This is a genomic window from Acaryochloris sp. CCMEE 5410 (assembly GCF_000238775.2).
Lineage (GTDB): Bacteria > Cyanobacteriota > Cyanobacteriia > Thermosynechococcales > Thermosynechococcaceae > Acaryochloris.
This window is the reverse complement of record NZ_AFEJ02000002.1, coordinates 1,516,067-1,527,566: the sequence shown is the minus strand read 5'-3', so window position 1 is coordinate 1,527,566 and position 11,500 is coordinate 1,516,067. Positions and strand designations below refer to the sequence as shown.

The window sequence follows — 11,500 nt, the reverse complement described above, 5'->3', positions numbered from 1 at the left end:
TTCTCTGCTTTGATTAACTCATAGGGGTTGAGCTTTCCTGAGCAAAGAAGGTTGCTGCTTTTTTTAGGAAATCTCGTTCCATCTGAACGCGTTTGAGGTCTCGACGCAATTGGTTGAGTTCTTGACGCTCAGCAGATGTCAAGGGGCCACCGGGGATAGGGTGTTGGTCAATTTGGGCTTGTTTGATCCATTTGCGTAAGGCACTCGGGGTTAAGTCCAGTTCTCTCGCCACTTGATTAACAGATTTACCAGACTGTTGAACAATTTTGACGGCCTCAGCCTTCTGTTCAGTAGTAAAGGTTCGACGGGGTCTTTGTGTCATGTAAACATTCTCCTAGGTTATCGACTCTTCGGGAATGTCCACTTTTTCGAGTAAAGGTCAAGATTACGCATGATGGAATATCGGCACAAGGTTAGTGCAACGATGATTTACGATTCTTTGCCCATTCACGACACCTTCAGAAAGGTAGATGATGATACGGTTCTGGGGCTTATGGACTCCAAAGATATTCCAATTCCCTTCTTTTTTGTGCTTGTGAGAGAACATTAATCCATACTCTTTTGAATATTTTGTTCGGAGTTTTATTCAGTCATTGGAATGCTAGCTGAGATAATTCCTATGGAGATTTATGCTCGCTGAATTCAGATATTATTCTCGATCCACAAGAAAATTGGATCAAGGAAAATTTACGCGTGATGTATTAATTCCCAACTTGTTTAGCTTCAGAGTTTTGGAGCCGTCTCAACTCTCGCAAAGCATCTTGCCGACGCTGATTGCCCTGGCTTTGATAGAGATCCGCAGCTTTTTGGAAGTCCGCTTTTGCTCCTTCAACATCGTTCTGAACTTCTTTGACAAATCCACGATTGAAATAGGCAACCGCATAGTCCGGTTCTATGCGAAGCGCCCTATTGTAATCTTGGATGGCTTCTCGATAATTTTTACGATTATATTGAGCTAAGCCTCGACCATTGTATGAATCTATCAGCTGATCATCTAGCTCCAGCGCTTTATCAAAGTCTGCTAACTCACCTTTCCAATCCCCCAGTTTGCCTTTAGCATGGGCGCGGCCATTATAGGCATTAGCATGCTTTCCATCCAGGCGAATCGCCTGATCATAGTCTGCTAAAGCAGCGCGGAACTTTCCTAAGTCATAGTGAATACGACCTCGATTCCGTAAGGTATCTTCACGCTTTGGATCAATACGTAGGGCTTGATCGTAGTCTGAAAGCGCCCCCTGCAAATCTTTGAGGTTGTACTTGGAGACTCCCCGATTGTGATAGACATAGGCATATTGAGGATTGAGGCGAATCGCCTGATTGTAGTCTTCGACAGCCCCTTGATAGTCTCGCAGGGCATGTTTCGTCAGCCCTCGATTACCGTAAGCATTGGCATGTCGGTCGTCTAGGGTCAAAGCCTGGTCGTAGTCGGACAGGGCGGCCTGATAGTTCTGGAGACCGTATTTAGCTAGCCCGCGCTCGTTAAAGGCATCGGCATTCTGGTCATCTAGGTCGATAGACTCGTCGTAGTCTGCGATCGCACCTTCATAATCCTTCGCTCGATACTTCTCATACCCACTCCGAAGTAGAGCTTCTGATTGGCTCATGGGCGATACGGATACGGTATTGTTGGCCTGTATCGCGACGTATCCAATCCCGAATACACCTATTAAACCGAGGGATGCGATCGCAGCCCACACTTTCCCAGACAGTTGGGGAATTTTCCCAGGCAAAGTAGAGCGAGTGGGCAAGGATATTTTTGGCGATGGCAACTCCGGTGCAACCCTCAGATCTTGCAACACTTCATTGGCAGACTGATAACGTTGCGCCGGTTCGATTTGCAGCAGCTTATCAAGGATTTTCTGGAGGTCAGGACTGAGGGATTGAGCAATATATTGCTGCCAGTCTTCACTCCAGAGGTAATTGAACTCTAAGGACAGGTGATAGGGAGAGACATGGCTAAGCAAGTGGAAACAGCTCGATCCCAAACCGTACAAATCGCCCACGGGCGTCGCGCGTCCCCGCTGAATCTGCTCGGGTGAGGCATAGCCTGGTGAACCAACGATGGTGCCAGCCCCAGCATGAGCCACTGCCGTTTGCTTCAGCAGTTTTGCCACACCAAAATCAATCAGCACATGCTTACCATCTCGCCGTTGCATAATGTTGTCGGGCTTTAAGTCGCGATGAATCACCCCTTGATCGTGCAGACTTTGCAAAACGGGCAATACATCCAGTAGAACCTGGCGAATTTGTTGTTCACTAAAGGCTCCGTTCTGCTCAAGCAGTTCGATCAGATTGTGGCCATCCACATACTGCTGAACGAGATATAAATTCTGCCCTTCCTGGAAATAGGCCGTCAGCTTGGGGATTTGCGGATGATGCCCTAACTGCTTAAGCTGTCGGGCTTCGCTGGCAAACATCTCAATCGCTTTTTTCTGTTCCCAAGCCTCCGTTGCTTGGTAGGTGAGCTTTTTGACCACACAAGGCTCATTCAGTCGATCTAGATCTTCCGCGAGATAGGTATTGCCAAAGCCACCTCGACCAAGGGGCTTGATCACCTTAAAACGATCCCGCAACAAGTGAACAATAGGCGTGCCACATTGCTGACAAAACTTGTGGAAATCAGGGTTAATTGGCTTTTTGCAGTCAGGATTTAGGCAACAAACCATTTTTCTTCTCTGGAGCTAGAGTTTGCGAGTCTCAGGAGGAACACATTACTCTATCGTTAATTTAACGCTGCCCTATGCATTTTGCAGGATTAATAATCAAAACATTGCAGTCTGTATTATGTCTGGGGAACGTAGTTGTGGCTAACAAACCAATCGACTGCCTCTTGCAGTGCCTGACGGACTGGGGTTTGTGGCAGTCCTAACTCTTGAATCGCTTTGGTAGGGTTGTAAAACATCATTTGCTTGGCCATTTGTACCCCAGCTAAGGGCACAGAGGGGGTTTTGCCCACCGTCGCTAGAACGACTTCATCGATCCAGGCTGTGGTCAGGGGAATCCATGCAGGAATCTCGCCTTTGGGAGCGGACAACCCTGTTAACTCAGCCAACACATCCAGCATTTCTTTTAGGGTCATATTCTGATTGCCCAGAATATAGCGCTCTCCCGTTTTTCCCTTTTCTAGGGCTAGCAAATGGCCGCGAACCACGTCTTGAACATGGATAAGGTTCAACCCCGTATTCAAATAAAAGGGCATTTGCCGTCTCAGAAACCGCAGAATCATATCGCCTGTAGGTGTAGGTTTAATATCCCAAGGGCCAATGGGGGTGCTAGGATTGACAATCACAATATCTTGGCCCAGTTGAACGGCTTTGTGGGCTTCCTGCTCTGCCCAATATTTCGATTTTTTATAGTCACCAATCAGCTTCTCCACCGGACTCTGATAGGTTTCATCGGCACTATTCCCTGCTTTAACGCCAATGGCGGCCACTGAGCTGGTGTAAACGGTGCGTTCAATCCCTGCGTCTCGGGCTGCTTGGAGGAGATTGCGCGTGCCCTCTACATTGCTCTGCCAAAGCTGATCGCGATCTGCCCGCCAGAGGCTGTAATGGGCCGCTACATGAAAGAGTACCTGACACCCTTGTAATTTTTGATTCAAGTCATCATCTGTAAGTCGTCCAATCACCTGCTCCACGTCTAACCCAGCTAGGTTAGTCAGATCGCTTTGGGGTCTGACCAGAGCTCGTACTTGATGGCCTTCCGACAACAGTAAACGGACTAGATTCGCGCCGACAAAGCCAGTTGCTCCGGTTACAAAAACATTTAATTTGGCCATAACTCAGACTCTTTGTCCCTTCGAGTAGGGTAGAGAAGATTAATGTCTTACCTTACAGGCATTAGCAAAGAGAACAAAACCCCTTTCAACGCAGACACTTTACTCGTACAGAGATTTTCTATCCTGAGATTTTCAATCTGGGTCTTCTGAACATAGTTGACAACCAGATAATACCCTTAGAATCGGAGTTATACTGCGGACGACTTGTGACTTAACATAGTCACGAAGAGATTTGGCACACTGGGAGTATCCCCCAACCTACTCTCCTACTTGCATGATTAAAATTGATTTCACCGTAGAGGAAATCCAACACCTTAACTACGAACGCTATCATCATCCTCACCCACGGGTGCAGCGACGGATGGAAGTTCTCTACTTGAAGAGTCAAGGTCTTTCCCATACCCAAATCTGCCAGCTTTGTCAGATTAGCCGTCCGACCTTAGCCAAAACCCTTCGTCTGTATCAACAAGGAGGAATTGAAGGGCTGAAGACCCTGGAATACAAAGGTCAACCCAGTTCACTCAACGCTTATAGCGATAGTGTGAGAGCCTACTTTGAGCAACACCCGCCCCGCACCAGTGCAGAAGCTCAAGCCGTCATTGAACAATTAACGGGCATTAAGCGTAGTCCAACCCAGATCAAAGCTTTCCTCAAGCGCATCGGTTGTTGCTATCGAAAAGTGGGGTATGTGCCGGGAAAGTCGAGTCTGCCCGAGAAAATTGAGGAACAAGAGCACTTTCGCTTTGGGGATGACAAGGGTTTTACAACATAGTCTGAATCAGTGATAGCGCCCTCATGCCCCTCTGATAATTGAGTCGTTTATGGGGTATCAGTTGCATTAATTCAGTGGCGAATGAGGTCCAAATTTCCATGCCACAACACCATAAATGTCCAAACAACGCCGTGCCAAAATCACTGTGTCGAGGCCGCCGCCGAGAGTGCTCATTGAGCCGAGCAACATAGTGGTTGACTTTCAATTTTTTCAAACCATAGCCAGCGACTGTTGCTAAACAATAGGCCATCGCCATCACCAGTACCAAAGCAAGGAAACGAGCATCATTGACTTTCGTTCGTTCGAGATTGTATCCCCCACTCTTGCAGTCTTTGAACATCATCTCTATTCCCCATCGGCAAGCGTAAAGCGAGAGAGCCTGCTCCAGTGTCGGTAAACTCGTCATGATAAACCAAGGATCTTTTCCCCCCTTGCCTCGATACTGTCGCTTCCAGTAAAACGCGAGGTTAAACGGTCCCAACTGGTCTCGCTTTCCCCAATAGACATCGCGAAGGAACCCTTTCTGGCCTGGGGCAAATCCCCTCTGTTTGAGGGGTTGATAGTCCACTTCACCCTGGAGTTGAACATAAGCACTCTTTTTTTGCCTGAGCACAAACTCAACCTGTCGTTGGCTCAACCACAGAGCCAGTTTAGGACTGTGGAATTCTCGGTCTGCTAGTACCACAACTGGATAGGGTTTGAAGATTTTTAGAGCCGTTTTCAACAAACGGAGTTGCTGTTTGAGACTACTACTGCCTGATTTAGGCAAGGGTTCCCAGTACACAGGCAAGGCATGTTTACCCCGGTGCGGTCAACGGCCATCACCACATAGCCATTAACGGTGCGTTTGAGGCGGGCTCGGCGATAGGCTCGATTGCCATGGCCTGTCTTGAATTCTTCTGAAAGCCAGTGCTTAAGAATGGGAAACCATAACAGACGTACACTCAACTGGGGTAGGACTAAGAACCGCTGCAAGTTGCGGATGCGACTGCTGTAATGAATCGGTTGAGGAAACATGCTGGCTAGCCGAGCCAGTTGGATTTGGCGATGACTTTGCAATAACAGTATCAACAGTTGCAAGGTCAAATATTGGCTTTCGCTCAGGTGAGCACGTAGTACTTTTTGGTAGCATGTTGGCAACATATTTTGGATAGGGTAGTCGTTTCGACCACCCTATTTTCTTTGAAATTAGACTGCTACATCTACTACTGACTCTAGATTTGAAGCGCCTTGTCATCTCCAAAGCTTTTTTGTGGATGCTGCTCATTTTGTTCACCGGGCTTATCTGGGGTTTCTCTGGTGCATCCGTCGGATCTTCATTCCCTCTGCTTCTGGTCGTCAACGATTCAATGTTCTCGGTGCACTCAACGCCATCACCAAAGACGTCATCAGCATCACCAACCACACCTACATCAACTCTCATAGCATGTGTCTGTTGCTAGCCAAGCTCGCACTACTCGATCCAGTCATACCCATCAGCGTGATTTTAGACAATGCTCGATATCAAAAATGCCAACTGGTGACAGACTTTGCCGAGATCGTCGATATTGAGTTAGTCTATTTGCCCGCCTATTCACCCCAGTTGAATTTGATTGAGCGGCTCTGGCGCTTTGTGCGCAAAGAATGTCTCTACTCGAAGTATTATGCTGATTTTCCCGCCTTCAAAGGGGCCATTCAACAGTGCCTCGACCAGTGCAATGGTGAGCATAAGGCGAAACTCACAAGCCTTCTATCCTGACTGCCTGACAGAAGTATCTCAAAGCCTTTATTTTCATAGTCTTTGAGAAAAGAGTGGAGCGACATGTGAAGCTAGATTTAAGCACAAATCAGCGTTACTCAAATGTCAGGCTCCACCCAAATTTATCGTCAACTGTTCTCCTTTTTACGTCAACACAGCCATTATCGAGATTTGCGTCATCTCATGACCCTGGGATGGATGGTGAGCGCCTTAATCTGCAGTGAACGATTATGCTTATCTGCTTGGGAATCCTATGTCCCCTGCCGAGCAAAAAAAGCCCAAAGTGTCGAGCGTCGCTGGCAACGCTTTCTGTGCAATCCGCTCATTGATGTCCACAAACTGTATGTCCCTTTGGTCCTTCTAGCGCTTAAGAACTGGCGAACCCATCGCCTTTACCTAGCGATGGATACCACGGTTTTATGGAATGAATACTGCATGATTCATGTATCCGTTGTCTGCTGTGGCAGAGCAGTACCGTTGTTATGGAAAGTATTAGAGCACAAGAGTGCGGCGGTTGCTTTTGAGGAATATCAACCGCTATTGCGTCAGGCCCGTTGGTTATTACGGCAGCATCCAGATGTCATGTTGTTAGCAGATCGTGGGTTCGCGAACCATCAACTGATGAGCTGGTTACAGCAGAGCCGTTGGCATTACTGTCTGCGTATCCCATGTGATGTCCTTCTCCATGGCCCCCGTCAATGTCCAAGAGAAGTCCGTAGGTTATGGCCATCCAAAGGAGAAGCTCTCCTCTACCGTAATGTCGGGCTTTGGGATGATGGCCTCTATCGGTGCAATTTGGTACTGGCGAATATCCGAGGCGTAAAAGAACCATGGGCAGTGATTACAGATGAATCACCCTCGTTACAAACCTTGTGGCAATACGCCTTGAGGTTTCGGGTGGAAGAATTATTCCTCGATAGTAAATCTGGTGTGTTTGAGCTTGAAGAGTCGAAAATTCGCTGTGCTGATGCTCTGGAGAGGCTGTACCTGATTGCTGCTGTGGCACTGCTATACAGCACGGCTCAGGGGATGGCTGTTCATATTAAAGGGCTACGCCAACAGGTTGATCCCCATTGGCACAGAGGCATTAGCTATCTCAAGATTGGATTGCGGTGGCTCAAGGGGGTGGTCCATAAAGGACGGGAGTTGTTGATGCCAGTCCCCTTATTCACCAAGGATCCGCAACCGTGTTTTGCCTCTAAAAAAGCTCAAAAGAAACACTACAACAAAATCTGGTTCTCTCGTATCCGCTCTCTACAGTGCAAAGCTTTATGAGCTATGGAATACAAAGATCTGTCAGGCAGTCAGCCTTCTATCACTCAAGTTTCAGTCCTTTAAGAAAGTTAATATCTTAGCCGTCTAGAGTATATCCGGCGTTGGCTTGATAATGCCCTAACCTCTAGATTTATACGATAGTTGGCGGATAATACCCCTACAGCCAGTGTTATACTGTCAACGGCTGAGAGCTTAACATTTCAGATTGAGCTATAACTCTCTCTACCAAGGAATTTGAAGCTCATCTAAAAAGTAAACTTTCAACTCGTTCGGAGTATATCAGCTACCATCCATATAATTAGTAGTTAGGCAGCTATGTCCTACATCCTCTATGCATACATTGCAAAGCCGACAATGTCGCAGGTTAGTAGATTCCTAAGTGCATTAGAGGGGCATGACATTTCCGTCTCCCATCTCGGAAAAAGCGACCCACCTTACAAATTTCAAGGCACTGTTGACGAAGCAGCCAGTATAGTTTTCTCCGGTACAGGCCTCACAGATTACACATTTGCTCGTGACACAGCACAGGGCCTTGAATTTGATTTCCATGTTCACCATGACCCGCGTTGGATACACTCGACGGTATCAGCGTCATGTTCCGATACAGCAGTGCTTGCGTTTGTTGCAAAAAGTGCAGCTACTGCGTTTGACTTGTTCATTACGATCCAGGGTATTTCCGGCAGAGGAAAAGACCAGCCTTGGGGGGTTATTTGCATTACTGAGAGATGTCCAAATGAGTTGCGATCTAAATTTGTCACGGCCTAACATGGTGGTGCAAGGGACGCTTGAAGCAAGCTGTTTGTCGTGTCTTTTTTCATTATTTTTCGCGCCCCTGACCACAATCCGTTATGCGATAAAGTTCAGCACTTTCCTACACACCACAACCAGCAAAACAGTAATGGGCGTTCTCTATTCCGCATTTCCCGTAACCAGCGAAGTACGCGAATGGCTTGCCGAAGAAGGGCATTCCGTACCAAGAGCCAATGGCTCTCCACCTACGCCGAATCAGCTCCAGATGGCTCTTGAAACACTGACCGATCACAGTGTGTCGTTCAACACCAGCGGAGGAGTTTGGCAGGCACAGATTAATGATCCAAATTCACTGGAAGACGGGCCTTGGACGATAGTCAAAGTCCTGAAATACACCTCGCCCGATGAACCTTGCGAATACTTTTTCGAAAAAGGGTGGCCTGAACTCATTATCAAAGTCGCGCAGCGTATTGCTCAACAATGTGGCCCGATCGCTATTGTCCCTGACACTGGCTGCCCAGCAGTAATTGTTGAAGCCGATTCGGATGTTGATGACATCATCAGTACGTGGGGGCATCTCACAGGATAGAATCTTCAAGCCGTAACCCAACAACCATATGCGCCAGAGTTACCGACGGTAATATTTTCTGAAATTGAGTATCGCTGGTGGTAACCCAATACATGCGTGGCATTATTTTTTTATCTTGGCTCACCCAACGAAGACCAGATCCATCACTAAGGCTCATGCACAAAAGAAGGATTGGCAGGTTTTGGTGTAATCAGTCCATCTTCTACATAGACCACCCGATCAGCAATATCCATAATTCGAGGGTCATGGGTGACCATGAGGACCGTGCAGCCTTCTTCCTTTGCTAATTTACGCAGCAATTCCATAATCGTATGGCCTCGTTGGGAGTCCAGTGCAGCAGTGGGTTCGTCTGCCAGAATTAGCTTGGGGTTTCCGGCTAACGCTCGTGCGATCTAGCTCAGCTCTTTGCCCCATGCTTTACTTAAATCGGGCAAATTTTCCACTTGTCAGCATAGTCAACCACCTAAGCTAAGTGAATCGTGATTAAACCACCACCAGAGTTCGAATCTCAGTTCATTGCCGCTGGATGGACAGGTGAATCACGTGGCTTTCACCCATCCTCAAACCACCATAACCACATAGGTTGGGACATCTTAGATTCGTTCAATGATATTCACATTCATCCTGAATCATCAATCGGCTTGGAATGTGCGGCCAATGACATACATTTTCAACTCGTTCAGCCGCTATGTGCTTATGCGGAAAGATGGCAATCTTTACTCCGTACAAAATTTATAGGTATTGCATTTACACACAAACAAGGTGGCGTGATGTGGGTAGCCACCGATGGTGCTGTTTTCACTTCAAACGACATTACAGACGTGTTCGGATTTGTTGGATCAGATATTATTGCCGCTATCCGCAACGCATTGATGGGTATTCGCAATCAACCACTATTGAATGACAACGAATCGATGCTCAACTACTATGGTGACACTTACAATAGGGGCGATTCCCATTTGTTCGACTGGCATCTATATGCCTCCCAAAACAGCGTATAACAATGCGATAAATCAAAGTCTCGGAGCTACCCATGGCAGTTCGCCAACGACGCCACAGTAAGGAAGAGTTAGCCAGACGTGGGCAAGAACTCTACGAGTCTGGCATTCGGCAACAAGTCGAAGCAGAAAATGAGGGCAAAATCGTGGCGATCGATATTGAAACTGGAGAGTTTGAGGTTAATGAAACGCTCATGGGGCAACCGATTGGCTCTTTGAACGTCAACCCGATGCTCAGCCTTGGACCCTTCGGATTGGACATAGTGCGGTCTATCATTTTGGAGCGAGAAGCCTGAGAAAGGATTAATGATTCATGGAGTTGTCAATTTTCCCTATGAATAAACACTTTCCCTCCCAGTTGGCAACTCGAATAGTAAAACTCTGTTTGACTTTAATTTCCAGCAAACGCTCGTGCGATCTCAACTCCTATCGAGAGACGATGAGCAGTTGATCGCTCTACTAAAGGCCACGGATTTTCTACCTTCTGAACTGGTCAAGTTTGCCAAGTTAGAATGACGATGTAATTGAACTCAAACTATCTGCAACTACGGTTTCAGAACGGAAAAAATGGTTACAACACTGAAACAGCCATCCTCGTTGATACACAAAATTCGGCTCGAACCAGTCGATACTTGGTATTTGTTCAAATTCAGTGACACGCTTCAACTTCGTATGGAAAGTCTGTTAGATAAAACAAAGGCAGACCAACTTTCCCTTGAGGAAATAGCCATATCAGAATTAGATCGAATTTTTACCCATATGAACGCAATGCTTGCGGCTCAGCATGCCAATTAGCGATGAAACGAAAAGAGCATGCCGAGAACGAGCCAAGTATTTGTGTGAATATTGCCATTTACCAGAGCGTTTTAATGCAAGCCACAAGTACTATTAGTAAAAGATTGAATTCAAGGCATCTTATTATCAATTATTCAATTTCACTACAGAGCATTTATGGGTAGATATATTGAATGTAAGATTGGCGATGAATACGAGATTGTTTGGAAATATGGATTTGGGACTCAAGCTTCCGAGATGCATAGAATCAATACGGAGTTAGGTATTGGAGAATATCATCTCATTCGATATGAAGACGATGATGAGAGCGAAAACCTTAGGTACGTATATACGACTAAGCACGATGATTGTGACGGTGATCTTCTGATTTTAAACAAGAGCGATCTTGATCTATTAGAGAAGAACATCAAATTGCTTAAGGAGTCTGATAAAACTGCTTCAGATGAATGGTATATTGCCATGCTGGAGGCGATTGTTGACTTCATACGTGAACATTCAACACAAACTCAATTCATTCTTGAAGGTGAGTTTTAAGGCATTTATCTAATTTTCATCTGAAAACTAATAATTTCAAATTCATATAATGACCCTAGTATTCAATGGTTAGTAGAAAGAAGCCAAAAAATATTTCTAGGGAGGCTTTGGTCGAATATATTTTCCGTGAGCTACAGATAAGCAAGCATCATTGGGAAGTAGAGTTATTGAAGACCAGCGGTTGGATAGGAGTAAGAGTCATACACAGACAATCTTTGTCCAGGATCGATAAACGCGTAGTCTATAAAACTCAGAATGAGATTCAGAAAGA

8 protein-coding genes and 6 pseudogenes are annotated in these 11,500 nt (G+C 46.3%); 9 read left to right on the top strand and 5 right to left on the bottom strand.

The genetic code is table 11. From position 1 onward, the window contains the following. Positions 1-13: 13 nt before the first annotated feature. A complete protein-coding gene (locus ON05_RS27900) occupies positions 14-322 on the bottom strand; it encodes a transposase (protein WP_010482233.1) in 309 nt (102 codons plus the stop codon). A gap of 54 nt (positions 323-376) precedes the next feature. Here ON05_RS27900 and ON05_RS27895 point away from each other — a divergent pair. Further along, positions 377-550, top strand: a pseudogene (locus ON05_RS27895) (DUF4334 domain-containing protein); the annotation flags it as partial. A 151-nt stretch (positions 551-701) separates the two neighbouring features. Here the strand turns inward: ON05_RS27895 and ON05_RS27890 are convergent. Beyond that, positions 702-2,666, bottom strand: a complete 1,965-nt coding sequence (locus ON05_RS27890) for a serine/threonine-protein kinase (RefSeq protein WP_010482238.1) — start codon at positions 2,664-2,666, stop codon at positions 702-704. 116 nt (positions 2,667-2,782) lie between these two features. Then, a complete protein-coding gene (gene hpnA / locus ON05_RS27885; protein WP_010482240.1) occupies positions 2,783-3,778 on the bottom strand; it encodes a hopanoid-associated sugar epimerase in 996 nt (331 codons plus the stop codon). A 232-nt stretch (positions 3,779-4,010) separates the two neighbouring features. Here hpnA and ON05_RS27880 point away from each other — a divergent pair. After that, a pseudogene (locus tag ON05_RS27880) lies at positions 4,011-4,520 on the top strand (transposase); the annotation flags it as partial. Positions 4,521-4,539: 19 nt separating this feature from the next. On the opposite strand, the pseudogene ON05_RS27875 reads toward ON05_RS27880, so the two are convergent. Beyond that, positions 4,540-5,693, bottom strand: a pseudogene (locus ON05_RS27875) (IS4 family transposase). Positions 5,694-5,793: 100 nt separating this feature from the next. Here ON05_RS27875 and ON05_RS27870 point away from each other — a divergent pair. The 3 genes and pseudogenes from ON05_RS27870 to ON05_RS27860 all read left to right on the top strand — a co-directional run. Next, positions 5,794-6,288 (top strand): annotated as a pseudogene (locus ON05_RS27870) (IS630 family transposase); the annotation flags it as partial. Between the two features lie 102 nt (positions 6,289-6,390). After that, positions 6,391-7,563 (top strand): transposase, encoded by a 1,173-nt coding sequence (locus ON05_RS27865; RefSeq protein ID WP_010474356.1) that lies wholly within the window; start codon positions 6,391-6,393, stop codon positions 7,561-7,563. 532 nt (positions 7,564-8,095) lie between these two features. Continuing rightward, complete coding sequence (locus ON05_RS27860; RefSeq protein WP_236619149.1) at positions 8,096-8,902, top strand: hypothetical protein; 807 nt, start codon at positions 8,096-8,098, stop codon at positions 8,900-8,902. Positions 8,903-9,048: 146 nt separating this feature from the next. Here the strand turns inward: ON05_RS27860 and ON05_RS27855 are convergent. Next, a pseudogene (locus ON05_RS27855) lies at positions 9,049-9,294 on the bottom strand (ABC transporter ATP-binding protein); the annotation flags it as partial. Positions 9,295-9,381: 87 nt separating this feature from the next. Between ON05_RS27855 and ON05_RS27850 the strand changes: the two are divergent. The 4 genes and pseudogenes from ON05_RS27850 to ON05_RS27840 all read left to right on the top strand — a co-directional run bounded on the left by ON05_RS27850 (position 9,382) and on the right by ON05_RS27840 (position 11,229). Further along, entirely contained in the window at positions 9,382-9,903 is a 522-nt protein-coding gene (locus ON05_RS27850) for a hypothetical protein (RefSeq protein WP_010480301.1), read from the top strand. A 32-nt stretch (positions 9,904-9,935) separates the two neighbouring features. Further along, positions 9,936-10,207 (top strand): annotated as a pseudogene (locus ON05_RS27845) (hypothetical protein). A gap of 260 nt (positions 10,208-10,467) precedes the next feature. Beyond that, positions 10,468-10,695 (top strand): hypothetical protein, encoded by a 228-nt coding sequence (locus ON05_RS38755; protein WP_010480297.1) that lies wholly within the window; start codon positions 10,468-10,470, stop codon positions 10,693-10,695. Between the two features lie 156 nt (positions 10,696-10,851). Beyond that, positions 10,852-11,229 (top strand): hypothetical protein, encoded by a 378-nt coding sequence (locus ON05_RS27840; protein WP_010480295.1) that lies wholly within the window; start codon positions 10,852-10,854, stop codon positions 11,227-11,229. Positions 11,230-11,500: the final 271 nt, after the last annotated feature.

What these genes read in the sequence shown, in the direction of transcription:
- ON05_RS27900 (WP_010482233.1), bottom strand. Translation starts at nt 322, where the DNA reads ATGACACAAAGACCCCGTCGAACCTTTACTACTGAACAGAAGGCTGAG.
- ON05_RS27890 (WP_010482238.1), bottom strand. Translation starts at nt 2,666, where the DNA reads ATGGTTTGTTGCCTAAATCCTGACTGCAAAAAGCCAATTAACCCTGAT.
- hpnA (WP_010482240.1), bottom strand. Translation starts at nt 3,778, where the DNA reads ATGGCCAAATTAAATGTTTTTGTAACCGGAGCAACTGGCTTTGTCGGC.
- ON05_RS27865 (WP_010474356.1), top strand. Translation starts at nt 6,391, where the DNA reads ATGTCAGGCTCCACCCAAATTTATCGTCAACTGTTCTCCTTTTTACGT.
- ON05_RS38755 (WP_010480297.1), top strand. Translation starts at nt 10,468, where the DNA reads ATGGTTACAACACTGAAACAGCCATCCTCGTTGATACACAAAATTCGG.
- ON05_RS27840 (WP_010480295.1), top strand. Translation starts at nt 10,852, where the DNA reads ATGGGTAGATATATTGAATGTAAGATTGGCGATGAATACGAGATTGTT.